Here is a 25,413-nt window from a genome sequence, read left to right on the forward strand (position 1 = left end):
GCACCGCCGACCCGCCCGAGTCACCCCTCCAGCCCAGTCCCTGAACAGCTCACTCCTCGCGGCGCTCGCCGAGCACGGCCGGGGCCTGTCTTCAAGCGTCCCGGCACGTCACTGGCCGGACGGTTACAATCAGCTTGGTTGCCACGAGAATGCAGAACTGCTCAGGCTGGCCCGCGACCTCTACGGGAAAGAGCTGCACGTCATCGGGAGCAAGGTCCGCGATGACGGATGCCACCTTGGCGTGGACTACCGGCGTTGAGCGGGCCGCTAGCGAGAAGTCGAGCGCTGTTCCGGGTAGATACATCGGGAGCTTCAAGCGGCCCGGAGCGTCAATAGGAGTTCCGTCAGTGAACATCCATGGTTCACTCAACGCTCTGCCTTCAAAGTCAGTAGGGGCGCCGAGCAGCCACCGGCCTGGAATGGTCATGTCGTCGCTCAGGTCGAAGTAGCGCTTGGGCATGCGGACCATTGTGTCGCCCCCATGCTCCCGTCACCAGTCTGTTGAGGATGGTGCCTGGAGCGGCGATGTCCTGCGCCAACTTGTCGAGTTCCGCAGTCAGCACTTCGCGGCACTGCTCCAGCGTGCGGCAGTTTCGCGTTGCTGCGTCCAGGCGCCGGAAAATGCGTTGATGGTACGCCAGTGGGTGGGGCCCCTTGTGACCTTTGACGTGGACGATGTTGGCTGGGTCGTCCAGCGACATGCCCGCCCTGTCGAAAATCTCCTGAAGCCGGGGGACCACGGGCCTTCATTGTTCGTGGCTTTCCACCACTTGTTCGTGGCGATGTGGTGGTCGTGGCCCTTCGCGTCCACCGGGGCGGCAGCCGTGCCCCCCAAGGCCCGTGCCGTCATGGCCACCGCGCTGGGTGCCAGTGTCACCGTGACGGCCTCGCCCGTCACCGCCACCGCTCCGACTTCGCCCACGGCGGCAAGGCGGATACCCGCGCGGCCCCCAGCCACCGCCGCCGCCTGGGCTGAACCGGGCAGCGTTGGCACCTTCGAGGCGAAGCCCGCAGCCGTGTTACCGAGCCATGGCCAGCGCATACCGCCCGTCTCCGGTGACGGTGGGACTGTCCTCCAGCAAGTGCAGACAGTCCCCCTTGCGCCCGGTGCGCTCGCACCAACGCAGATATGCCCGCGTCAGCTCCACCTCCGCTGGCGGCATGTCGGAGGCCAGTGCAGCCCCCTCCATTGGCGTCATCTGCCGGGTGCGCGGATCGAAGAGGTACGTGCCGCCTCGGGCGTCCACTCCCATCAGGCGCCGCGCGGCCTGCTGGGGATTGGCCGGGAGCCTCACGCCCCGCGCCAGCCTCGCCACGGCCGCTTGAACTCGCGCCGCTCCACCTCCACCGGCCCGGCCTCGCCGCTGTGAGGCGTGAAGACGACTGGCGGCCCCTGGCCCGTTTCCAAGCGCACCCCGCGCCCTGAGGCACAGCCTGTCAGCCAAACCAGCAGGAGTAGCGCGACAGCGCGATGTACCCTCATCAAGTCCCCCTGCGGGAAAGAGCTTCATCCTCCAGGGCGAGGCAGGGCCACGGCCAGAACCCAGCGGATCGTGCCTCCCCGAGCGCCACCTCAGGGCGAGGCATCCGCGAGGTGCGCAGCGGCGGCCTGGGTCTATGCCGAGCACTACCTCGGGGCCGTTGAGCCTGCCCGCGTCGAGCACCACCTCGGGCTGTAGCGATGACCCGTGAGAGTCCCCCGCTTCCGTGGCTCTCCCGCACTTTGTGTGGCGCGGAGGCTCAGGGGGCGCGGCCCGACGGGGTGGCCCCCGGGGTGAGCTTCCACAGGCGGCCGTTCGAATCGTCCGTGAGCAGGTAGAGCGCACCGTCGGGCCCCTGGACCACCTCGCGGATCCGCTCGTTGCGCTCCGTGAGCAGGCGCTCCTCGCCGACCACGCGGTCGTCCTTCAGCACGAGCCGCACCAGCGCCTGGCTGGACAGGCCGCCGATGAAGAAGTTCCCCTTCCATTCCGGGAAGAGCGCCCCCGAGTAGAGGGTGAGCCCCGAGGGGGAGATGACCGGATCCCAATAATAGACAGGCTGCTCCATGCCGGCGGCCTGCGTCGTCTTGTGGATGGGCTCGCCCGAGTATTCCTCGCCATAGCCAATCGTGGGCCAGCCGTAGTCCTTGCCGGGCTCGGGGCGGTTGAGCTCATCGCCGCCGCGCGGTCCCATCTCCACGACCCAGAGCCGCTGCTGGGCATCCAGGGCCGCGGAGAGGACGTTGCGGTGCCCGGAGGACCAGATCTCCGGCCGGGCGTCCTTCTTGCCCACGAAGGGATTGTCCTGGGGGATGGAGCCATCCGGGAAGATGCGGACGATCTTCCCGAAGTCGCTCTTGAGGTCCTGCGCCTGGACGCGGCCCTTGAGGACGGAGCGCTCGCCGAGCGTGACGAAGAGCTTGCCATCCGGCGTGAAGACGAGCCGTCCGCCCGCGTGCAGCGTGGATTCGAGCGTGGGCTGCATGCGGAAGATGACCTGGAGGCCTTCAATGCGCGGCTTCGGGCCGTCCACCAGCCGCGCGCGCGCCACCGCGAGCCCGTTGCCGCCCTCCCGCGGCTCGTAATAGGTCCAGTAGATGAGCCCACTCTTCGCGTAGTCGGGCCCGACCTCCACGTCGAGCAGCCCGCCCTGTCCCCGGCCATCCACCTTGGGGAGGCCCGTCACCGGGGGCGACTTCTTGCCCGCGGCGGTGACGATGAAGAGCGAGCCCGTGGGCTTCTCCGTGACGAGGAAGCGCCCATCCGGCAGGAAGGCGATGGCCCACGGCTTGTTGAAGCCCGAGGCAATCTCCGTCACGACGATGGGCGTGCGCGTCTTCACCGCCGGGGCGCGCGTCTGCTGCGGGAACGCGGGCTTGAACTCCGGGACGTTGGGGGGCGCGGTCTCCACGGGCGCGCCCGAGGGGATGTCGCCCTGTCGCGGCACGGACTGCTGACTGTCACCCCCGCGGCCCGGGGCGAGGTTGCCTTCCTGGCGCGATGGCGGACGGGGCGTCTGGGCCTCCGCTTCGGGGGCGGCGCTCAGCAGGAGGGAGGCGAGCAACGGGGTCACGAGTCCATGGCGCATGGGGTGACTCTCCGCCGAGACGCGCTGGACGTCACCCTTCGACGGGCACGCATCGCCCTTCGGTTGCCTGGGTGAACAGTCGCGGCGCTGGTCGCGCAACCGCAGGCATTGAATGCCATCTCCTACGTGCTCCTGATGCGGCTGACCGCGACGGGGGCCGAGGACACCTCGTTCAACGGAAGCGGCCACGCCTACTTCTCGGCTGTCGAGGGCAGAGCGGATGAATCGCCGTTGGGAATGGGCCTGCTGGGGGATGGTACGATCGTGCTCGCCACCGCGAGCCGTCTCTTGCCCGAGGAAGTGCGGCGGCATCGGCGGCTTCCAGGCGGACGTGCTGGAGACGAACACGGCCCTCCGCGGGCGGAAACGTGCCTTCCAGGTCCGCGAGGACAGACGACCCGGCGCGCGCCGGACCCCTTCCGCCACCGGGCGATGACGCCGGGAGGGGGTGACTATCTTCAAGGCGTCACCTCCTGGGGGTTCGTATGACCATCGCCTGTACGACCCACTTCTCGGAGGGCTCCCGTCAGGCGTGCGCCACGGCGGCCCTCCTCGCCCGGCGCATGAACACTCCGCTGTGCCTGGTGCACGTCCTGTCGGGCAACGTGGTGCGGACCTTCGGTTGGAGCCGCGGTGCCCCGCGCCGAACAGGACGGCAACCCCAAGGTGGCGCAGCAGGTGATGGCCCGCGGCGACCGGCCCGCGATGACGGTGCGCATGCCGCGCGCGTAGGGCCCCGGAGGGAGGTCCGATGCTCAAACCCTTCGAGGTGCACGTCCAGGCCGAGCCCCTGGCGCGCTTCGAGCCCGAACTGGACGCTGCCGGCTGGAGTGCGCTCAAGGCTCATGCCGCGCGGGCCCGGGCCCTCCTGGCGGGCCGCACGTTCTGGAACGTGAGCTCCACGGCGCGGGGCGGCGGCGTGGCGGAGCTGATCCCCCGGCTGGTCGCCTACGCGCGCGGGGTGGGCGTGGACGCACGCTGGCTGGTGCTGACGGGGACCCCGGCGTTCTTCCACATCACCAAGCGGCTGCACCACGCGCTGCATGGCTCGCGCGGGGATGGGTCACCCTTGGGGGCGAGCGAGCACGACCGGTACGACGAGGTGCTCCGCGACAACGTGGAGGAGCTGCTCGTCCTGGTGCAGCCGGGGGACGTGGTGCTGCTGCATGACCCGCAGACCCTGGGGCTGGCGCCCGCGTTGTCCGCAGCGGGCGCCCGCGTGGTCTGGCGCTGCCACGTGGGCTGTGACACGCCCAACGCCGAGGTGACACGGGCCTGGGAGTTCCTCGCACAGGGCCTGGCCGCCTCCCGGCTCACCGTCTTCACCCGGGCCGCCTACGTGCCGCCCCAGTGCGCGGACCGCGCGATCGTCATCCGGCCCTCAATCGACATCTTCGCGGTGAAGAACCAGCCCCTGGCGCCAGAGGTCGCGCGCGCCATCCTCGCCACCACCGGCCTGCTGCGCGGGGCGCCGGACGCGCCCGAGCCCCTCTTCACCCGCGAGGACGGGGTGCCCGCGCGCGTGTCACGGGGCGCGGACATCGTGCGGTTGGGCGCCGGGCCAGCGCCCGACACGCCCCTGGTGGTGCAGGTGTCGCGGTGGGATCCGCTGAAGGACCCGGCGGGCGTGCTGGACGGTTTCGCGCTGCTGCTGCGGCAGTCGCCCGACCTGCGCGCGCAACTGGTGCTCGCCGGTCCGGCGGTGTCGTCCGTGGCGGACGATCCGGAAGCGGCGTCCACGCTCCAGGACGTCATCTCCCTGTGGCGGCAGCAGCCCCACTTCGTGCGCCAGCGCGTCCACCTGGCGTGCCTGCCCATGGGGGACCTGGAGGAGAACGCCGCCATCGTCAACGCGCTCCAGCGCCACGCGGCCGTGGTGACGCAGAAGAGCCTCCAGGAGGGCTTCGGGCTCACCATCACGGAGGCCATGTGGAAGGCCCGCCCCGTGGTGGCGAGCGCGGTGGGCGGCCTCCAGGACCAGGTGGTCCACGGCGTGAACGGCCTGCTCGTGCGCGACCCCGGGGACCGGGCGGAGTTCGCGGGCGCGGTGCGCTCGCTCCTGGAGGATCCGGAGCGCGCCGCCCGCCTGAGCCGCCAGGCCCACGAGCATGTCCGCGCCCACTTCACCGCCGTCCGCCACCTCACGGACTTCGTGCGCCTGGTCGAGCGGCTGGACGCGAAGGGCTGAATGCGTGGGTCACCCCGGAACGCGGCGGTAGAAGACGCGTCGAGTTCGGCCCGGACCGCTTCAGAAGGGGAGGTGGGGCTCCGATTCACGCGTCGCGGGGCCGACGTCGCCCGACAGCGCCAGCGCCTCGGCCAGGCTCGCGGCCCAGCACCGGATCTGCGCCATGTCGCGCCAGTCCCCAGCGTGCTCGCGCGCCATGGACCGGGCGAGGAAGCCCCGGGCGTCCGCTTCCAACCGTCCCCCGAAGCTCATGTGGCCGCTCGCGCGCACCTGCTCCATCAGGGCCCGCACCTGGGACGTGGGCGGCAGGTCGCCGTCCGCCGCGGAGGCATCGAGCGGCCCGCTGGAGAAGAACCAGGTGGGCCGCTCGCGCAGCTTCCGCGCGTGCCGGTGCACGAAGCGCCGGGCGTCCCGGTGCCAGCGGTTGGCGTAGAGCGACCCGCCGACGATGACGGCGTCGTAGCCCGAGATGTCACCGACGTCCTGGGGCGCCGCCGCTTCCGCGTCCAGCCCTTCTTCGCGGAGGGCCTGTGCGAGCCACCGGGCAATCTCCTCGGTACCGCCCCGCTTCGAGCCATAGGTGATCAGGACGCGCATGGCGGACCTCGGGGGATGGCACTGCCAGACAATGCGTGGGCAGCGCGCCCGGCGCGGGCAAGGCCCTCCCGGTCGAGCGCTCCCCACGGCCGCCGCGAACCGTTGCCCTTCGCCGGACCGGACTCCAGCGTTCCCCTGGTGCGTGCCCCATGCGAATCCCTGTTCCCACCCGTCGCCTGCCCGGCGCCCCCGACGCGCTGACGGGGTTGGACACGGACGAAGTCCTGGCGCGGCGCGAGCGCTACGGCCGCAACGACGTGCGCGGCACGGCCCGCCGCCCGGCGCTCCACACGCTGCGCGAGGCGCTGGGGGATCCGATGCTCTGGTTCCTCCTGGGCACCAGCACGCTCTACTTCGCCCTGGGCGAGCGCACGGAAGGGTGGGGGATGCTGCTGGCGGTCATCCCGCTGCTGGGCATGGACGCCTTCCTGCACCACCGGACCCAGGCGTCCACGCAGGGCCTGCGCAGCCGGCTGGCCGCCCGAGCGACTGTGCTGCGCGACGGGCGGGAGGTGGATGTGCCCGCGGAGGACGTGGTGGTGGGGGACCTGGCGCGCGTGGCGGCCGGAGAGCACTTCCCGGCGGACGGCCTGCTGGTGCACGGCGAGGACCTGCAGGCGGAGGAGTCCTCGCTCACCGGTGAGTCGCTGCCCGTGCGAAAGCGTCCGCTGGAGCGCCTTCCTCCTGGAGAGGAGCCGGCCGTGGACGGCAGCCACTGGGGCCTGTCCGGGACGCGCCTGCTCACTGGGACGGCCTGGATGCGCGTCGTCTTCACCGGCCAGGACACGCTGTACGGAGGCATCGTCCGGTCGGCGCGGGGAGAGGCCCGCGCGCGCACGCCGCTGCAGCAGGCGGTGGCCCACCTGGTGGCGGTGCTCGTGGGCGTGGCCGCCCTGCTGTGCGCGGTGCTTGCGTTCGTGCGGTGGCGCCAGGGCTTCGGGGGGATGGACGCGCTGCTGAGCGCAGCCACGCTGGGCGTGGCGGCCCTGCCGGAGGAGTTCCCGATGGCGCTCACCTTCTTCCTGGGCGCGGGCGTCTACCGCCTGGCCCGGCGGCAGGCCCTGGTGCGGCATGCCGTCTCCGTGGAGAACATCGGCCGCGTCACCTGCATCTGCTCCGACAAGACGGGCACGCTGACGGAGGGCCGCCTCCAGGTGGCGCGCCTGCTGCCCGCGCCGGAGGTGTCCACCGGGGAGCTGCTGCGCGCCGCGGCGCGGGCCTCGCGGGAGGAGGGAGGTGATCCGCTGGACGCGGCGCTGCTGGAGGCGGCCGCGAGCGCCCCTTCACCGGAGACCGGCGGCGCGCGCGAGGCCACGTTCCCCTTCACCGAGGAGCGCCAGCGCGAGACGTCCGTGGTGCGCGAGGGGGCCGGCCTCTTGGTGGCCAGCGTGAAGGGCGCGCCGGAGCGCGTGTTGGATCTGTGCGCGCTGGCGGCCGGCGAGCGCGAGGAGTGGGAGCGGCGCGTGACGGCGCTCGCGAGCGAGGGGCGCAAGGTCATCGCGTGCGCGAGCCAGACGCTGGACGCCGCGGCCTGGCGCGGCGGGGAGCCGGAGCGGGGCTTCCACTTCCTGGGGCTCGTGGCGTGCGAGGATCCGGTGCGCGCCGGGGCGGAGGCGGCGGTGCGCGAGTGTCGCGACGCGGGCCTGCGCACGGTGATGGTGACGGGGGACCACCCTCGCACGGCGCTGGCGGTGGCCCGTCGCCTGGGACTGGGGGGCACGGCGCCCCGGGTGCTCACGGGAGATGCGCTGGTGGCGCGACTGGACGACGCAGGCCGTGTGCCGCCCGTGGACGTGGTGGCCCGCGCGGTGCCGGCGCAGAAGTACGCGCTGGTGAAGGCGCTGCGCCGCGAGGGCGAGGTGGTGGCCGTCACGGGCGACGGCGTGAACGACGTCCCGGCGCTCCAGGCCGCGGACGTGGGCATCGCCATGGGTGGGCGGGGAACGCGCAGTGCCCGCGAGGCGGCCTCCATCGTGCTGCTCGACGACGACTTCGGCACGCTGGTGCGCGCCATCGCGGAGGGCCGCCAGCTCTTCCAGAACCTCCAGCACTGCTTCCTCTACCTGCTGCTCGTCCACCTGCCGCTGGTGAGCACCGCGGCGCTGCTGCCGCTGGCGGGCTACCCGCTGCTGTACCTGCCCATCCACATCGTCTGGCTGGAGCTGCTCATCCATCCCACCGCGATGCTGGCCTTCCAGGAGTCCGCGCGGCCGGGACGGCTGGCCACCGTGCGCGGCCGGGTTCCCGCCCGCTTCTTCTCCCGGTCCGAGTGGGCCACGCTCCTGCTGGTGGGCGGGCTGACGGCGGTGGGCCTCGTCTGGGCGTATGACCGGAGCCTGAGCGCCGGCCACGACGTGGCGCACGCCAGGGCGGTGGCGCTGGCGTCGCTGTCGCTTTCGAGCGCCGGCTTCGCGGCCGTGCTCACCCGGCTGCGCACGCGCACGTCGCGCTGGGTCTGCGCGCTGACGCTCGCGGGCTCGGTGCTGCTCCTCCAGTGGCCGCCCCTGGCGACGCGCGTGGGGCTGCATCCGCTCCACGTGCACGACTGGGTGCGCGTCCTCGCGGGCGTGGCCGTCGCGTTGACGCTCCTGGCGCTCGCGCGCGTGGACCGCCCGGCCACGCGCGCCCCCCGGCCTTCCGGGGCCGTCACGCAAGGGGCCGGGCCGCATCCAGCAGCAACCGGCGCTCCGCCGCCGCGATGACGCTCCGGGCGGCGTCCACGGCCCCGGGGTCCACGGAGATGGAGGTGATGCCCGCGCGCACCAGGTGCTCCGCGAAGCCCGGGCGGTTGGACGGCGCCTGGCCGCACAGCGACGACGTGATGCCCGCCTCGCGGCTGGCCCGGATGATGCGCACGATGGCGTCCAGCACCGCCGCGTCCTCCTCGTCGAAGAGCTCCGCGCACTGCTCCGAGTCCCGGTCCACGCCCAGCATGAGCTGCGTCAGGTCGTTGGAGCCGATGGACACGCCCGTGATGCCCATGCGCGCGTACTCGGGGATGCGGTAGACGACGGAGGGCACCTCCGCCATCACCCACCGCTCCATCCCGCGCTGGTGTCCCAGCGGGCTTGCGTCCACGGCCTCCAGGCACGCCTCCAGCTCCCACGCCGTGCGCACGAAGGGCAGCATCAGGTGGAGGTTGGGCGTCTGCTCCCGCACCCGGGCGAGCACCTCCAGCTCCAGCCGGAACACCTCCGGCTCGCGCAGGTAGCGGTAGCAGCCGCGGAAGCCGATCATCGGGTTGGCCTCGGGGGACTCGAAGTCCGCTCCGCCCTGAAGATTCCGGAACTCGTTCGTGCGGAAGTCCGTGGCGCGGTACACCACCGGGCGCCCGCGGAAGGCGCGGGTGATGGCCAGCAGCGCGCCGGACATCCGCTCGATGAACTCGCGCTGGCGCCCCTCGGCGATGAGCTTGCGGGGGTGCACTCCGCCCAGCGCCTCGGTGAGCATGAACTCCGCCCGCAGCAGCCCCACGCCGTCCACCGGGAGCGCCGCGGCCTCGCGCGCCTGGCCGGGAAGGGCCAGGTTCACGTAGAGCCGTGTGCCAAGCACTTCGTGGGGCAGGGAAGGCGCCTCGCTCGCGCGAGCGGCCACCCCCGCGGGAGTCCCGGCCCCCGCCACGCCGGAGGAGGCTTCCGGGACGCGGCCCGGCCACACGATGCCCGCGCCGCCGTCCACGGTGACCTCCTCGCCGTCGTGGAGCACCCGGGTGGCGGCGCGCGTCCCCACCACGCAGGGCTTGCGCAGTTCACGGCTGACGATGGCCGCGTGGCACGTCATGCCGCCGCTGTCGGTGACGACCGCCGCCGCGCGCCGCAGCGTGGGCACCCAGTCCGGGGACGTCATTGGCGCGACGAGGATCTCCCCGGGCTCCAGCCTCGCTGCCTCGCTCGCGTCGCGCAGCACGCGCACCCGGCCCGTCGCGAGGCCCGGGGATGCACCCAGGCCGGACACGCGCGGTCGCTCCGAGGCCCCGGCGGGCGCGGGTGGCTCGGGGGCGGCGACATGGCCGGTCGTCACCGGGCGGGACTGCACGAGGTAGAACTGGCCGTCCGCCTCCGCCCACTCGATGTCCTGGGGGGCGCCGTAGTGCCGCTCCACGCGCAGGCCCAGCCGCGCCAGCTCCAGGACCTCCACCTCGTCGAGCACGCGCCGCCGGGCGTCTTCCGGTGAGAGCGTCTCACGCTTCTCGTGGCCCACGCCGTCGCGCACCAGGCGGAAGGCCTTCTGCCCCACGCGCGTCTCCAGCACGCGCGGTCCCATCCGATCCACCCGGTACGTGTCGGGCTCCACCTGCCCGCCCACGACGACCTCACCCAGGCCAAAGGCCGCCTCGATGACGAGGTGGCCCGTGTCGCCGGTGGCGGGGTCCACGGTGAACATGACGCCCGAGCGCGTCGAGTCCACCATGGCTTGAACCACCACGGCGATCTCCGGCTCCTCCGTGAGCCCCTGCGCCTTCCGGTAGGCCACCACCCGCTGTCCGTAGGCGGAGGCCCAGCACGCCCGCAGGCGGTCGAACAGCGCCTCGTCGCCCACCACGTTGGTGAAGGACTCGTGCATGCCCGCGAAGGAGGTGGCCGCGGTGTCCTCTGCCGTGGCCGAGGAGCGCACGGCGACAGCGGTGCAGTCCCGCAGCTGGTGGTACGCGGCGAGCACGGCGATGCTCAGCCACGCCGGCAGGGGGGCCCGGAGCACCACGCTGCGCAGCGCCTCCGTGACATCGGCGAGCGAGCGGGCGTCGTCTGGATCCACGCGCCGCCACAGCTCGCGCAGTTGGGAGCGCACCGGCCGCATGGCTTCATGGAAGGCGGCGGCGGTGATGACGAAGCCGGGAGGCACGGGCAGCCCGGCGCGCGTCATTTCCCCCAGGTTCGCGCCCTTGCCTCCGGCCCGGGCCACATCCTCGCGCGACAGGGCCTCGAACCAGAGGATGGACGGAGGACGCGCCGGCTCCGGGGACGGCGTCTCGGCGGGCTCTTCGGTGTGGGGGGAGGGGTCCATGGTTTCAACTCCGGGAGAGGGGTCCTCCCGGGAACCTGGGGCCGGGCGCATGAAGCGGCCATCGCGTTGCCAGCACCGCCTCGGGAGGCAGGGGATGCCAGGCGAGCGGTGTCTCGCGGCCCCGGCCGCTGGGCCCCCGCGGAGACGGCCCGTGCCTTGGAGGGGTCCACCAGGAGGTTGAAGAAGGATTGTGTAGAGCAGACCGAGGAGCGCGGTGGGCCCTGACTTTCGTCAGGTGCTGTCAGTGAAGCCACGCGTGAGCCCGTGCCACCAGAACTCCCCGGTCTACCCAGCGCGCCAGTTGGCGACGCGTCAGTGCATCAGGAACGTGTAGGCGTAGGTACCGGCGCGTGGATGGATGGCGATGAAGTCCACCTTGCCGTCGCCGTTGAAGTCCCCCGGAAGGAACTGCGTGGACGCATTCGCCTCGTAACCGTTAGAGAACCCGCCGGACAGCACTTCCCTGAAGGTGCCGTCACCGTTCGAGAAGAAGTTTCTGGCATAGGTTCCGCTGCGGGGATGGATGGCGATGAAATCCGCCCTGCCGTCGCCATTGAAGTCGCCCGGCAGGAAGCGCGTGGACGCATCCGACCAGTAATTGGCGGAGAACCCACCGGACAGCACTTGCCTGAAGGTGCCGTCACCATTCGAGAGGAAGGTTCTGGCATAGGTTCCGCCGCTTGGATGGATGGCGATGAAGTCCACCTTGCCGTCGCCGTTGAAGTCGCCCGGCAGGAAGCGCGTGGACGCATCCGACCAGTAGTTGGAGGGGAACCCGCCGGACGACACCTCCCTGAAGGTGCCATCACCGTTCGAGAGGAACGTGTAGGCGTAGGCACCGCTGCGGGGCTGGATGGCGATGAAATCCACCCTGCCGTCGCCGTTGAAGTCGCCCGGCAGGAAGCGCGTGGACGCATCCGACCAGTAGTTGGAGGGGAACCCGCCGGACGACACCTCCCTGAAGGTGCCATCACCGTTCGAGAGGAACGTGTAGGCGTAGGCACCGCTGCGGGGCTGGATGGCGATGAAATCCACCCTGCCGTCGCCGTTGAAGTCGCCCGGCAGGAAGCGCGTGGACGCATCCGACCAGTAGTTGGAGGGGAACCCGCCGGACGACACCTCCCTGAAGGTGCCATCACCGTTCGAGAGGAACGTGTAGGCGTAGGTACCGCTGCGGGGCTGGATGGCGATGAAATCCACCCTGCCGTCGCCATTGAAATCGCCCGGCAGGAAGCGCGTGGACGCATCCGACCAGCTGTTGGCGGGGAACCCGCCGGACGCCACTTGCCTGAAGGTGCCATCACCGTTCGAGAGGAAGGAGTTGGCATAGGTTCCGCCGCTTGGATGGATGGCGACGAAGTCCACCCTGCCGTCGCCGTTGAAGTCGCCCGGCAGGAAGCGCGTGGACGCATCCGACCAGTAGTTGGCGGAGAATCCGCCGGACGTCACTTGCCTGAAGGTGCCGTCACCGTTTGAAAGGAAGGTGTTGGCATAGGTCCCGCCGCTCGGATGGATGGCGACGAAGTCCACCTTGCCGTCGCCGTTGAAGTCGCCCGGGAGGAACTGCGTGGACGCATCCGACCAATAGCCGGCAGGGAACCCGCCGGATGCCACCTCAACCGCGACGCGCGTGTAGAGGTAATTCAGCGCGGTGATGTCGGAGCTGGTCCACTCGCCAGTCTCGGTCGCCCGGAAGCAGGAGTTCATGATTGACCCGCCCACGGTGGCCGTGGTCGGCGTGCCAGGGATGAGAATGGCGCCCACGCCCGCATCCCCCTCGTCGCCGCCAGCGCCGCAGCTGATGCTGCGATTGTAGTAGTCCGAGTGGCGGAAGCCGATCGCGTGGCCCACCTCGTGGGTGATGACGTGCTCGTTCACGTCCACGCTGAAGCTGTTCAGGCCGGTGCCGATGAAGAAGTTCCCGTAGGGCAGGCCGCCGGACGGGAAGCCCGCCTGGCCGCCGGTGCCGCCCATGGTCTGCGCGGTGATGGTCGCCGTACAGTCAGTGGCCGGGCCGCGCGCGAAGGTGATCCGCAGGCCCCGTTCATTGTAGTTGGTGATGGCCTGATCCAGACCCTGGCTCAGGTTGGAATAACTGTTGAAGTCGGCGGTGGGGTTGATGCAGATCTTCGTCACGCCCGTGCCGACAAGGTTGGTTGTGCGGTACTGCTCCGCGCTCTCCTCGGGGGCCTGGAGCATCTCGCGGGATGCCGCCAGGGTCACGTGGGCGTCGCGGCCCACGTAGACGGCACCGCCGGCGACCATGATGTCATTGGCCGGGAAGCCCGCCTCGATCAGGTTGGAGATGATCTCCTCGTTCTCCGCCTTCGGGTCGGTGCCACAGCCGACCAGCAATGCGCCACAAGTTACCGCGAGAACTGCTGCCTTCTTGAACATGGGTGTCCCTTGGATACTCGATGACGGAGATGCGCTGTCCACCTGGGCATTCCAGGCTCGACCGCGCACCTATCCATGAGCATCCTTCGGGTCAACACGGAAAACGCCGGAAAATATAACCAACCTGCAATCTCTGAATGAGCCCCTGAGTACGGATGCACCCGCCGACCTGGGATTTCTTGTCGGTGGAAATGGAGCTCTGTGTCGCCGGCATCTTTTCCTCCAGTTCAAGGCCGTCCGCGCCTTCGCGGGGGCTCACGGTGATCGGCTTCTTGAGGCCGATGCGCGTCGGAATGCCGCCGGACTGGCGCGCTGCCAGCGTTTGAAGGCACGGCTGAAGGAAGGAATGCTCTCGTACCCTACGCGGCCCGCGATGGTCGCCACCTTCTCGTCGGTATCGCGAAGAAGCTCGGCGGCCCGCGCGACGCGCCAGCGTGCGAGGTATTGGAGCGGGGACTCGCCCACGAGTTGCGTGAAGCGCGCCGCGAACCCGGAGCGCGACATGCCCACGCGCCGCGCGAGCTTGTCAACGGTCCAAGGCTCCTCGACCTGGGCGTGCATGAGGCTCAGCGCCTCATGAACCCGTGAGTCAGCGAAGGCGGCGAGGCCGTTGTGCTTGCACGGGCCGTTGGCCGCGGTCGAGCGGAGTGCCAGGACGAACAGGACGTCGGCAAGGCGCTGAAGCACGATGCTGGTCGCCGGCCGAGGCGATGCACTCTCGGTGAGGATGAGCTGGACCGTGGCCAGGATCCACGGACCCGAGGTGGGGTCGCTCGCCGACAAGACGACGACGGGCGGCATTCCCTGGAGGAGCATCGGCTCACGTCCATGGCTCAGCTCGAAGAAGCCCGCGATGATCGCGGTGACCGCACCGCGCCCCCCGATGCGCCGCGGCGCCAGGCTGGGTGAGTAGGGACCGTCGCAGACGGGGACCGGATCGCTGTCAGGCGCGTCGCGCAGCACGTGGGCGGTACCGCGCGGGATGAACCCTATCTCTCCGGGCGATAGGACGTGCGCTCGCGCTCCCTCGACCTCGAGCCGGGCGCTGCCGCGCGCGACGAGGTAGAAGCTGGCGCGATTGCGGGAGGGGACGCGGAGCCCCCACGGCGCGCGCGCCTCAAGGGGTCTGTAGAGGGCATGCCGGATGAGCGAGGCGCCGAGCACGTCGGCCACGACGTCGCTCCTTGGGTCTTGAAGCTCCATCCGCTCTGGCGTTTCGGATAGGTTTTTTGGAGTTTTCGGCATGGACCGTCCATAGCACGCGCACTATCCATGGGGGCAGGTGCGAATCGAAAGACTCGCCATCAAGGAAAGCAGAACGTTCCATGAGCAAGCCAATCACTGTCGCCGGAGATGGGGCCGTCCGTGCGCCTCCTCCTGTCATCTCTGTAAGCCCGGTGGTGCTGTCAGCGCCGGGACGTGGCGAGGAGCTCCATGTGCGGGTTTCCGCGCCCGCAACCGGGAGCCAACTGCCGATCATCGTCTTCGCGCACGGATTTGGATCTTCATTGGATGGCTATGCCCCGCTCGCGAATTACTGGGCGGCTCACGGTTTCGTCGTGATTCAGCCCACCTTCCTCGATTCGAGGACGTTGGGCCTGCGTCCAGACGATCCACGGACCCCGTTGATCTGGAAGTTTCGTGTCGAGGACATGAAGCGCGTCCTCGACCAACTCGACCTCATCGAAGGTTCCGTTCCGGGGCTGGCGGGACGCATTGACCGAAGCCGCATTGCCGCGGCCGGGCATTCGTTCGGAGCGCAGACGACCGGCATGTTGTTGGGGGCGCGGATTATCGGTCCTGACGGAAGCGTGGGCGAGGATCTGTCAGACCCCCGGATCTCGGTGGGCGTCTTGCTGGCCGCGGCTGGCCGAGGAGGCGAAGATCTCAGCCCGTTCGCGGCCAGGCATTTTCCGTACATGAACCCGAGCTTTGCCGAAATGGCTGCGCCGGCCCTCGTGGTCGCGGGCGATAAGGATGACTCTCCGCTGAGCGTTCGAGGACCGGACTGGTTGACGGATGCGTACACGCTGAGCCCAGGGCCCAAGTGGCTGGTCATGTTATTTGGAGCCGAACACATGCTCGGTGGGATCTCCGGGTATCTCGTGACGGAGACAACGGACGAGAACCCCGAGCGAGTCGCGGCGGTCCAGCGGCTGACCTGGGCTTACCTTCGCAGTGCGCTCTATCCCGGAGATCCCGCCTGGCCCGCGGCGTGTACCGAGTTGATGGAGGGCCCTCATCCGCTGGGGAGGGTTGAAGGCAAGTGATGACTTGAAAGAGCAATCCGCACAGCTTCAGTTCCGCGACGTCCGGCCCTCGTGCCGTGACCTCGCCGACCCCATCGCGTCGACGAGGAGTCTGAGCGACGAGGACCACCACCTGCTCGTCGCCGAACTGGGTCAGCGCCCGTCCAGCAACCGTGCCTGGAGCCGTTGCTCGGCGTCATGTGCGTGCCCATGGGACGCAGGAGGCATGGATTGCGTCGTGGCATGACGCGTTCCCCGGTCCCGGGCCCACTCCCGCGCATCGGGGAGAAGCTCGCCCAACGCCATTGGAGTCCGGTCGACTTCGACAACCTGCTGACCTATGGGACCGCCGCGCGGGTTCGGGAACTGGCGGCGGGTGGCCTCTACTTCGATCCGGATCCGCTCGATTGGGACCTGGGCGTGGGGGTCTGCGGCGCCACGGCGAACCAACTCGCCAAGGCCTTGCTGGGGAATCGAGACGGCGAGGCACTGCGCGTCGCGGTGAACGCGGTCCAGAATCAGGTGGACCGGGACCATGTGGCCAGCGCGGCGGGAATCACCTTCGGGTGCGGGGTGGAGAATCTCCGGGAGGCGCTCAGGGGTTCACAGCGGCGGATCGCCATCATCAACTTTGGCGCGAACCATCGGCTCCTGCTCGAACAGGGCCCGTGCGCGGCCGTGGAGCTGCTGCAGAGCTGGTACAACCCCGAGCCCGGTCAAGGGTATACGTTCGCGCGATGGTTCATCTCCGCTGGCGTGCGCCTGCGTCACTCCACGGAAGGCTTCATCACCCTCCTGAGCACCGCACTCACGGGAAGCGACGACCTGCGCAGGTCCGCCAACGAGGAGCTGTTCGCGCCTGTCGGCGCTCAGTTCACCGAAATGCTGGATCGCGACCTGCGCCCGACCTTCGCGATCCGGGACGTGGAGTTCCAACAAATCACCACATCCCTCACGAACTTCTGCAACGCGCCCCTCTCCATCTTCGGATGAAAGAGCCATGCTGACGCCCAGCGCGCTGGCTACGGTGCTGCCGAGCGCCAGGGCCGCGAGCGGCCGCGTCTTGAGGGCGGAGCGTCCCAGGCCCAAGAGCGCCTGGAGCACCACCGCGATGATGACGGGCTTGACGCCGTAGATGGGTCGCGCCCAGCAGGTCGAGGAAGTCCTCCCGCGAAAGTCAGCCGCGCCGGCGCACCACTTCATCCTCCATCATCGCGATGTGGGCCGCGGGGCCACCGAACGCAGTCAGGCCGAGTCGCAGGAAGAGCCGCGTCGCCTGTCGGAGAGCGGCTCGGCATGAACTCCTCTTCCGCGCTCCTCCAGCAACTGGCGGTCGTCTTCGCTCGCGTATCGGCTTACGCCGCGGCCATCAAGGGCCCGGGAAGGCTGTCTCCACCGGGGGCGGAGCCCAGGCCGGCACGGGGGTACAGAGCGCGTACGTATTCACGGTCGAATTCGTGTTCACCGGACACTGGAAGGCGCGCAAGGTCTCATTCCCCCAGCTGTCGATGGCAAGGAAGGAGATCAGCGCGCCCGAGGTGATGTTGATGTTGGGTGGGATGGTCCATTGCACGGAGTAGGGGGGCTGCGTCAGCATGACGCTGAAGGACAGCCCGAACAGCGTGCTCATCCAGACGGAGCTTATCCCCCGGGGGTCCGACACATTCTCCGCGTTGATGAGATACGAGCGCGCACCGCCGAACATGGAGGCGATGAATGCGGGGCCGGTGTTGTCCGCGACCACCGTCCGGGTCTCCGGGGTGCTCGCGAGGCCACCGGTGTCGGCGCAGTGGAACAGCACCGTGTAGTTGCCATCCTGCCTCCCCGTGGTGTCGACCACGAACTCGTAGGGAGCGAGGGTGTCTATCTGCTTCACCACGCCGTTCTCTCGCATCTCGACGTGATGGACTGCTTCATCGTCGGTGCACTGCACGGTGAACTTCGGCTTCTTCGGCTGGCTGTCATCCCGGAGGATGGAGGTGATGACGGGAGGCGTGACGTCCTTGACGAACACCGTCTGGAAGTTCGTCAGGTTCCCGCACCTGTCCCGCACGAGGGCCTGGAACATGTGCGGGCCCCCGGCCATGGAGGCGCCGAACTCCAGCAGGTAGCTGGGCGTGGTGGGCTGGGCCACGAGGTTCGCATCCACATACAGGGAATAGGGATACTGGATGTCACAGGTATCGGAGGTGCTCACCTGAAGCCTCACGATGGAGCCCACCTGGGTCTTGCTGGCGGTCACCTGTGGGGGCGTCTGGTCTCGCGGGGCGGCCACCATCGCCACGCCCTTGTTGCCGAAGGCGTCCGTGACCTCCATGTGGAGGTTGTGGGACAGCGCGTCGCTGGGCGAGTACTGCGCCTGATACGACGAGGCGTTGTTCGTCCTCGTGGCGAACACCAGCATGTCCATCTTGAAGTCCACGCGGGTCACCTCCGAGGCATCCGACACGGTGGCGTTGACACTGAAGGGCGGCGCGCTGCCGCTCACCGTCATCGCCACGGCGGGCCGCGTGTTGTCCACCTTCAGGGCGTGGTGGAGGACGGTGACGTTGCCGTAGACGTCAAAGACGTTGACGGTGATGTCGTGGGTGCCATCCGTCCAGGTCGACGTGTTGAACAAGGCGTCGTAGGGCGGCGAGAACACCGTGGGGACGATGTCCTGGGCTCCCTTCTTGAATTCGACCATGAGCACCCCACTGGCGTCGCTCGCCGTCACGGAGAGCCGAGGCTCCTTGGGGGGGCCCGAGCGCGTGACGGAGGCCGTGGGCCCTGTCTTGTCGAGCACGACGGACACCGTCCGCGTGGTCAGGTTGTTCCAGTAGTCCCAGGCCTTCAACTGGAGGGTGTGCGTCCCGCTCGCCAGGGTCGCGCCCGACAGGAGTTCGGTGAAGTCCCAGCCCGACAGCGTGACGGTCAGCGCGCCGCCGTCCACCACCAGCTGAGGGGGGGTGTTGTACTGGTTGGGAATCTCCGCGTCGGTGATGGTGCCGGAGCATTCGATGTCGCGGTCCACCTGGAGACAGCTCAGCGTCGTCTGGGGCGGCGTGACATCGGGTGCGAAGCCGACGTTGATGGCCGCGAACGCATAGGCCACCGCCCTCATGCGGGGACCTCCGTAGGTGACATCTCGGGTGTGCGCCGCCGCGAGCGCCGAGTGTCGGGCCTGGACATAGTCCGCGCCCATGGGAAGTGATTGCACGGCGAGGCCCCAGACGCGCAGGGCCTCGGCCGGCCCGAGGCCGGTGAAGCCCTCGGGAACCAGCGAGCAGTTCCAGGGCCCCGGGCCTCCGGAGGTGGGCATGGGCGTGCAGCCATAGGCCAGGAGCAGGAACATCCGTCCCAGCGGTCCCCCTGCCCTGTGTACGGGTTCCTGTCCGATGTACTTGAACCACTCGGGATACTGGGGGGAGAGGATGTTCCGGACGATCAGGCCGGAATCCTCGCCGAGGGTGAGGTTCGACGGCTTCAAGGTCGTGGTGTCGATGCCGGACAAAGGCCGCCGGGCGCGCACGGTGTCCCGACCCAGCTCGGTGATGAAGCCGAAGATGTCGCCAGTGCCCTCGTTCATCCCTTGCAACTCCGAGAGTTCGGCGGGGAAGTTGACAGGGTTGCCGGCCACTTCCCGCATGAAGAAGTCATGCCCCAGCTCATGGCCGACGATGTCGGCGGTCGCCAGGGGCGAGCGGGGATTGCCGGGCGGGAACATGAGACCGGCATAGCCAATCATGACGGTCGGACGGGTGGGGTGCGGTGAGTAGGTCGCGTTGTTGGAGGGCTGGTGCACCCGGATGTTCATGCCGTAGCCCAACCCGGTGGGGCCGCTGCGGGAGAGGAAGGTCTCGTAGACGGACCACGCGAGGTTCACGGCATGGAGCGCGTCCACCGCCGCCGTCTCTCCATTGGCGCTGAGCATGTCATTGTTGGTGTTGAAGATCTGCCCATCGCCGAAACTCGCATCGTCGCTTTCATAGGGCTCGATGACGGTGGTCCCCGACTCCGAAGGCTTGGAGTAGGCCATGTAGGTGTTGGTTCGCTCATCCTGGAGGAGGTAGAGTTCCTCGTCGGTGTCATAGCGGGTGGAGAACGTGAAGGTGCCCGCGTACCGTCCATACCCCGTCGCATTCCGGAACGTCCCGAGTGGAGGCAGGGCCTGGGGCGTCCCGAGCGCGTTGACCTCCAGGGGCTCCAATCGCAGCACCTGCCCGGAGTGGGCATCCACCTGGGCGCTCCAGCTCCGTGCCCACCCGGGGCTCGTGCCCGTGGAGAGCCTCAGCCGGTAGATGAGGCGCATCCCCGTGACGACTCGCTCGAAGTGCACGGCATTGGCGCGGCCCGACGCGGGGAGCAGGGCGTCCTTCCTTTGCCGATGCTCTACCTGGGGAAGCAGCACCAACCGCAGGTCTTCCACACGCGCGGACGCGTCCTTCATCGCCTCGAGGACGGCCACTTCCGCCTGGGCCTGGGTGATTCGGGACTCCGTGTCGACGGGGGACGTCGGCTCGAAGCGGGCGTTGGTGAAGAGGGTCCGCCCGTTCACCGTCTTCGCCTCCAATCCCCAGACGGGCACCCCCTTGAGGTGAAGTGTGTGCCGGTTCCCCGCGCCTTCAAGAGCGGGGACCAGCGTCACTTCCTGGAGGCTGAAGCCCCGCTCCGAAGCCAGCTGCTCGGCCTGGGCCTGGAGTTTCTCCCCCTCTGGCGACTCGGGCTCCACCTCCGCAGGGTTACAGCTGGACAATACGACGATCAGGCTGAATGGCAGCCAACGGCGAAACCGCATGGGAACTCCCCCTCTGGATGTACCGCGCTCAATTGTCAGCGGGGGCCGGGAAAAGGTGCTTCCGCGGAGCAGGGGGTGCCGGCGCGCAGCAGGCGCTGAGCGCCAGCGGCCATCGGCCCTGGTCCGTGGAAAAGTCACGTGCGCACCACCCCGGGTGAGGAGAAAAGGGGCCCGATACGTTGAAGGGGGACGCTCCGGAATCTCCAGGGCGGGCTTCTTTCGAGGTCCCCATGCCCCTGTCCTCCTCCGTCTCACTCCCTCTCATGAAAGGGACGCGAATGAGATGCCTCCTGTTCCTGCTTCCCTTGCTTGCAAGCTGTGCTTCGCCCTCCAGGGGCGCCACCGCGCCGGAGACCGTGGCGGTCTCCGACGCGGACCGGCTCGTCCACGACCTTTGCGACAAGAGGATCGCGCTGCTTGGCGAGGAGAGCCACCACGGAAGTGGCAGTGCCCACGCCTTCAAGGCGGAATTGACCCGCAGGCTCGTGGAGGAATGCCAATACGATGCCTTCTTCATTGAGACAGGCACCTATGACTTCCTCCACATCCAGTCGGGGGTGGAGGAGGGCCAACCCGTCAGCGACGGCGTCCTCGCGGCCGCGATTGGCGGCTTCTGGGCCAACAAGGAGATGGCGCCCCTGATTCCGTTCCTGACCGAGCGGATCAATGCGGGAACCCTCGTCGCCGGTGGGATTGATGAACAGCTCAACCGAGGCACCTACGCAACCCGCCAGATGACGCGGGATCTCATGTCCTTCCTGGAGGGCCCGAGGCAGGCCGAGTGCACGGAGAAGGCCGAGCGGCACGTGTTATGGAAATACGATGACGCCTCGCAGCTCACGGTGGAGAACGTGAAGTTCATCCTGGGCTGTTGGACGGAGCTGGAGTCGGTGCTCTCCAGGCCCGGAGCGGCTGCGACAGCGCGGGCCCAGCGCCAACTGCAGATGGTCCGCAACCTGGAGCGGAATTTCATCCGGCAGGTCTCCCAGATGTCCCGTACTCCGGAGCAGGGCAGAGGGGGTTGGGACTTGACGGATTTCAACACGCGTGACCATTCCATGTTCATGAACCTGGAGTGGCTCCTGGCCCAGTCCCCCAAGCCCAGGAAAGCCATTGTCTGGCTTGCCACCATTCATGCCGCCAAGGACCTCAAGGGCCTGGGGACGAACTATCGAAATATGGTGTCGTTTGGATCCCACGTTCATGAAAAATTCGGTTCGCAGTCATTCGCGCTTGGTTTTTCCGCGCTCTCCGGGCGCTATGCCCTTGGCCCCTCGGATCGCACCCATACCCTCGCACCCGCACGGGCCGACTCCCTGGAGGCCTGGGCGTTTTCAAATCACACCGCGGACACCCGGTATCTGGATGGAAGCCAGCTACGTGACCTCGGGGCCAGGGTGGCCCGTCCCCTGGATTACTCGTGGATGACGACCCCCTGGGCAACGGTCCTGGATGGACTGCTGATCTTCCGGGAAGAAGCCCTCCCGCACCGGGTACCCTGGTGAGGTTCACGGCAGGGGGCGCATCCCAGGTGCGGATACTCCTCCCTGAACTTCCCGCGGATTTTCTGCATCAATTCGCGCCTCGTCGGCTCCCTCAACTGAGCTGTAGCCCCTGCTCGTAGAGTCCCGCGCCCCTCTCCACCCGAAGGCCGTCCGTCCGCGTGGGCGCGGAGCCGCAGCAGGAGAGGGCTTTCAAGTCCCACGCTCCGGAGAAGCACATGCGAAGAGCGAGTCGAAGCGGGTTGGCGGTGCTGGCCCTGGGCCTGGTGTTGGCATTGGCCGGGTGCGGTAGCGCGCAGCAGGACGTGGCGGAGGGCAGCGCGCAGGCGGTGGTGACGATGTCCCAGGCGCTGAGTGCCAGCGATGTGGCCCGGATGGAGCTCACCGTGTCGGGCGCCGGCATGACGACGCGCACGGACGCGCTGGTGAAGACAGGCGGCCAGTGGGGTGGGGTGCTGGGCCAACTGCCCGCGGGCTCCGGGCGCACCTTCAGCGCGCAGGCCTTCGACGCCTCCAACACCGTGCGCTACTCCGGCCAGGTGGCCAACGTCACCGTCCAGGCCGGGCAGACGACGGCCGTCACGCTGCTGTTGCAGGAGGTGAATGCACCGCCGTCCTTCGAGAATGCGGCCCCGCGCATCCTCTCGCTGGTGGCCAGCCCTGGCACCGTGGCCCCGGGCGGCCAGGTGGCCCTCCAGGCCACCGCGGACGACCCCAACGTCGGCGACACCCTCACGTACACCTGGACGGCGGCCTCGGGCAGCTTCAGCGCGGCCTCCAGCCTCACCAGCACCTGGACGGCTCCGGCGACGCCGGGCCCGGTGGTGCTGACGCTGACGGTGACGGACTCCAAGGGCGCCAGCACCTCCCTCAGTGTCACGGTGACGGTGAGCACCGGCGCCGGTAGCGCGGCGGTGAATATCGCCGTCAACACCTGGCCCCAGGTGGCCACGGTGACGGCACTGCCCTCGTCCATCGCTGTGGGGCAGGCCTCAACGGTGACGGCCGCCGCCAGCGACAACGATGGGGACAGCCTCGGCTATCAGTGGACGGCCTCGTGTGTGGGCACGTGGACGAATGCCACCTCGGCCAGCGCCAGCTTCACGCCCTCGGCGCAGCCGTCTGGTGGCACGTGCACGCTCACCGTGGTGGCCTCGGACGGCCGGGGCGGTCAGGGGCAGGGCAGTCTGGGCATCTACGTGGGCCCGGGGACTTCAGGGCGCTTCCCGCCCGAGGTGGTGGAGACCTCCCAGTCGAGCGCAAGCGTGCCGGCGTCCGGCGGCACCATCACCTTCCGGGTGAAGGCACAGGATGTCCAGGGCAGTGCCCTTGGTTTCACCTGGGCCACCTCCACCGGCACGCTGGGCACGGCCACCAACACCGCCTCCTCCAGCGAAGTCCTCTGGACGGCGCCCTCCTGCGTCCCCTCGGGCACGACGGCCTCGGTGACGGCGACCGTCACCAACGCCCTCGGCCTCTCCACCAGCTTCGCCTTCGCCCTCCAGGGTGGTGCCGCCTGCGCCGCGAGCAGCGGGGCTCGTCTCGCCACGGGCGATATTCACAGCCTCGGCTTGAAGCAGGACGGCACCGTCTGGGCCTGGGGGACCAGCTCCTTCGGCCAGCTCGGCGACGGGACAACCGACACCCGGCGCCTCACGCCGGTGCAGGTACAGGGCCTGGCGGGCGTCGCGGCCCTCGCCGCTGGCGGCCTCCACTCGCTCGGCTTGAAGCAGGACGGCACCGTCTGGGCCTGGGGGTACAACGTCAATGGCCAGCTCGGCGACGGGACCACCACCCACCGCCTCACGCCCGTGCAGGTGCAGGGTTTGACGGGCGTCGTGGCCCTCGACGCTGGCTACGTCCACACGCTCGCCTTGAAGCAGGACGGCACCGTCTGGGCCTGGGGGAGTAACTCCAACGGCCAGCTCGGCGACGGGACCACCACCGACCGCCTCCTGCCGGTGCAGGTGCAGGGTTTGACGGGCGTCGTGGCCCTCGCCGCGAGTAGCGCCCACACGCTCGCCTTGAAGCAGGACGGCACCGTCTGGGCCTGGGGGAGTAACTATTACGGCCAGCTCGGCAACGGGACCACCACCGACCGCCTCCTGCCGGTGCAGGTGTCAGGCTTGACAGGCGTCACGGCCCTCGCCTCTGGCGGCTACCACATCCTCGCCTTGAAGCAGGACGGCACCGTCTGGGCCTGGGGCTACAACAGCCGAGGCCAGCTCGGCGACGGGACCACCACCCAGCACCGCCTCACGCCGATGCAGGTGCCGGGCCTGACGGGCGTCGCGGCCCTCGCCGCTGGCCACTACCACACGGTTGCATTGAAGCAGGACGGCACTGTCTGGGCCTGGGGAGACAATGGCTTCGGCCAGCTCGGGGATGGGACGGCCACTGACCGCTTCACGCCGATGCAGGTGTCGGGCCTGACGGGCGTCACAGCCCTCACCGCTGGCATCACCCACACGCTCGCCTTGAAACAGGGCGGCACCGTCTGGGTAACGGGAAGGAATCGCGAAGGGCAGCTCGGCGATGGGACGACCAAGGAGGGCCTTGCGCCAAGGCATGTGTCAGGCCTGAGTCTCTGACGACGTGTGCGGACGGGGCCCAGGGGCAGGGAAGAGCAGGCCTGGGCCGACCCCGAGGCACTCACGGCCCGTCTGGGCAATGCTTCCGGCTGTCGGTGTCCGGGCGCGCGGACACCGCGGATTTCCTCTCGCCGAGTCAGGCCCGACGAGAGCTGATGCAGTCGAGGCAGGCGGCCTGATTCAGACCAATCTGGTGTCTCATCAATCCGGTGCGGTACACCATCACGCTCCCGAAGAGTCGAGGCTGACGAGCGCTCGCGTCTCCGCGCTCGTCAGCTCAGTACTCGGACGGGGCACAGCGAGCATCTATCCCATTCCGCCTGTCAGTTAGAAGTCGAGGCACACAGCGGCTGTGTCATCCCAGTAGCACCCGTTCTTGGTGCAGAGCCACCAGGACACGAAGCCTGAGCATCTCACGGCCGCGGTCGTGGACTGCTCCACCTCCCTCTGCTCTTCGGTGCAGGTCTGCGTGGAAGCGGAGGATGCGAAGGACGCGTGGACTGGCTGCTCGCAAGAGCCCGCATGGCCCAAACTGGATGCAACCGGGCCGATGCCGCTGCTTGGGCCGCAGTGCGTCGTGTCGATACAGATGTCGGAGCACTGGGACGGCAGCGCGATAGCCGCCGCAGGAGCCAGGGCGAAGGTAGCGATTACGATCAGCAGGCGCTTTCTCAGCACGTTCATGGGAACTCCTTCTGCGAGGGGACCAAGCCCCACCTTGGGGTGCCACGAGTCTAATGCCTTCGGAGGTAGCCCCTGCACTCAATGGCGCTTCAGATGGTCCTGCGCGAAACGCCGGAAGGGCGACGCGCCTCCAGGTGATGGGGACGCTCGAGCCCATCCCGTCGGCGCCCTCCGCGCGCTGACTCTTCGCGCTGCTCGCACGCTGGACGGGAGCACCCATCGACCTTGTGCTGTATGTGGATGCGAACTCCCAGGCGTGGAGCGACGCGTGGCTGGAGGCCCTCTCGGGCGTCGACGCGGACTACCTTGAAGTCCGCTTCGCCGCGGCGGCGGGACGCACGGTGGGGCGGGCGGG

The 25,413-nt window shown here is 69.0% G+C and carries 15 protein-coding genes and 1 pseudogene; 7 read left to right on the forward strand and 9 right to left on the reverse strand.

What is annotated here, in order from left to right:
- Positions 1-91: 91 nt before the first annotated feature.
- The 3 genes and pseudogenes from D7Y13_RS46900 to D7Y13_RS16055 form a co-directional block, all read right to left on the reverse strand.
- Positions 92-460 carry a hypothetical protein gene (locus D7Y13_RS46900; protein ID WP_147452454.1) on the reverse strand — a complete coding sequence of 123 codons (369 nt, stop codon included), beginning with the start codon at positions 458-460 and terminating at the stop codon, positions 92-94.
- 22 nt (positions 461-482) lie between these two features.
- Positions 483-1,483: pseudogene (locus tag D7Y13_RS49520) on the reverse strand (AHH domain-containing protein); the annotation flags it as partial.
- A 257-nt stretch (positions 1,484-1,740) separates the two neighbouring features.
- Positions 1,741-3,069: a PQQ-dependent sugar dehydrogenase gene (locus D7Y13_RS16055; protein WP_120584493.1), complete on the reverse strand. Its 1,329-nt coding sequence runs from the start codon at positions 3,067-3,069 to the stop codon at positions 1,741-1,743.
- Positions 3,070-3,820: 751 nt separating this feature from the next.
- On the opposite strand from D7Y13_RS16055, the gene D7Y13_RS16060 reads away from it, so the two are divergent.
- Positions 3,821-5,257, forward strand: a complete 1,437-nt coding sequence (locus D7Y13_RS16060) for a glycosyltransferase (protein WP_120584492.1) — start codon at positions 3,821-3,823, stop codon at positions 5,255-5,257.
- A gap of 60 nt (positions 5,258-5,317) precedes the next feature.
- On the opposite strand, the gene D7Y13_RS16065 is transcribed toward D7Y13_RS16060, so the two are convergent.
- Positions 5,318-5,854: a flavodoxin domain-containing protein gene (locus tag D7Y13_RS16065; protein WP_120584491.1), complete on the reverse strand. Its 537-nt coding sequence runs from the start codon at positions 5,852-5,854 to the stop codon at positions 5,318-5,320.
- A 149-nt stretch (positions 5,855-6,003) separates the two neighbouring features.
- On the opposite strand from D7Y13_RS16065, the gene D7Y13_RS16070 reads away from it, so the two are divergent.
- The gene (locus D7Y13_RS16070) at positions 6,004-8,556 is read left to right on the forward strand and encodes a cation-translocating P-type ATPase (RefSeq protein WP_120584490.1); all 2,553 of its coding nucleotides are present in this window, start codon (positions 6,004-6,006) and stop codon (positions 8,554-8,556) included.
- Here D7Y13_RS16070 and ppsA read toward each other — a convergent pair.
- The 3 genes from ppsA to D7Y13_RS16085 form a co-directional block, all read right to left on the reverse strand.
- Positions 8,501-10,858: a phosphoenolpyruvate synthase gene (gene ppsA / locus D7Y13_RS16075; protein WP_120584489.1), complete on the reverse strand. Its 2,358-nt coding sequence runs from the start codon at positions 10,856-10,858 to the stop codon at positions 8,501-8,503. The genes D7Y13_RS16070 and ppsA overlap by 56 nt on opposite strands.
- Before the next feature lie 312 nt (positions 10,859-11,170).
- The gene (locus D7Y13_RS48690) at positions 11,171-13,255 is read right to left on the reverse strand and encodes a M57 family metalloprotease (protein ID WP_120630710.1); all 2,085 of its coding nucleotides are present in this window, start codon (positions 13,253-13,255) and stop codon (positions 11,171-11,173) included.
- A gap of 255 nt (positions 13,256-13,510) precedes the next feature.
- Positions 13,511-14,428 carry an AraC family transcriptional regulator gene (locus D7Y13_RS16085; protein ID WP_233595707.1) on the reverse strand — a complete coding sequence of 306 codons (918 nt, stop codon included), beginning with the start codon at positions 14,426-14,428 and terminating at the stop codon, positions 13,511-13,513.
- Between the two features lie 152 nt (positions 14,429-14,580).
- On the opposite strand from D7Y13_RS16085, the gene D7Y13_RS16090 reads away from it, so the two are divergent.
- From D7Y13_RS16090 to D7Y13_RS48695, 3 genes are all read left to right on the forward strand, one after another.
- The gene (locus tag D7Y13_RS16090; RefSeq protein WP_120584488.1) at positions 14,581-15,525 is read left to right on the forward strand and encodes an alpha/beta hydrolase family protein; all 945 of its coding nucleotides are present in this window, start codon (positions 14,581-14,583) and stop codon (positions 15,523-15,525) included.
- A 222-nt stretch (positions 15,526-15,747) separates the two neighbouring features.
- Positions 15,748-16,497 (forward strand): hypothetical protein, encoded by a 750-nt coding sequence (locus D7Y13_RS45225; protein WP_147444370.1) that lies wholly within the window; start codon positions 15,748-15,750, stop codon positions 16,495-16,497.
- A gap of 7 nt (positions 16,498-16,504) precedes the next feature.
- Positions 16,505-16,639, forward strand: a complete 135-nt coding sequence (locus D7Y13_RS48695; RefSeq protein WP_255425926.1) for a hypothetical protein — start codon at positions 16,505-16,507, stop codon at positions 16,637-16,639.
- A gap of 42 nt (positions 16,640-16,681) precedes the next feature.
- Here the strand turns inward: D7Y13_RS48695 and D7Y13_RS48930 are convergent, their stop codons facing one another.
- Positions 16,682-16,855 carry a chromate transporter gene (locus D7Y13_RS48930; protein ID WP_341870421.1) on the reverse strand — a complete coding sequence of 58 codons (174 nt, stop codon included), beginning with the start codon at positions 16,853-16,855 and terminating at the stop codon, positions 16,682-16,684.
- An 18-nt stretch (positions 16,856-16,873) separates the two neighbouring features.
- A complete protein-coding gene (locus D7Y13_RS16105) occupies positions 16,874-20,281 on the reverse strand; it encodes an Ig-like domain-containing protein (RefSeq protein WP_120584486.1) in 3,408 nt (1,135 codons plus the stop codon).
- Positions 20,282-20,637: 356 nt separating this feature from the next.
- Between D7Y13_RS16105 and D7Y13_RS16110 the strand changes: the two genes are divergently transcribed.
- Both D7Y13_RS16110 and D7Y13_RS48010 read left to right on the forward strand, forming a co-directional pair.
- Positions 20,638-21,786: an erythromycin esterase family protein gene (locus D7Y13_RS16110; RefSeq protein WP_233595706.1), complete on the forward strand. Its 1,149-nt coding sequence runs from the start codon at positions 20,638-20,640 to the stop codon at positions 21,784-21,786.
- A gap of 215 nt (positions 21,787-22,001) precedes the next feature.
- The gene (locus D7Y13_RS48010; protein ID WP_233595705.1) at positions 22,002-24,374 is read left to right on the forward strand and encodes an RCC1 domain-containing protein; all 2,373 of its coding nucleotides are present in this window, start codon (positions 22,002-22,004) and stop codon (positions 24,372-24,374) included.
- Positions 24,375-25,413 lie beyond the last annotated feature (1,039 nt).

It is taken from the genome of Corallococcus praedator (assembly GCF_003612125.1).
Taxonomy (GTDB): Bacteria; Myxococcota; Myxococcia; order Myxococcales; family Myxococcaceae; genus Corallococcus; species Corallococcus praedator.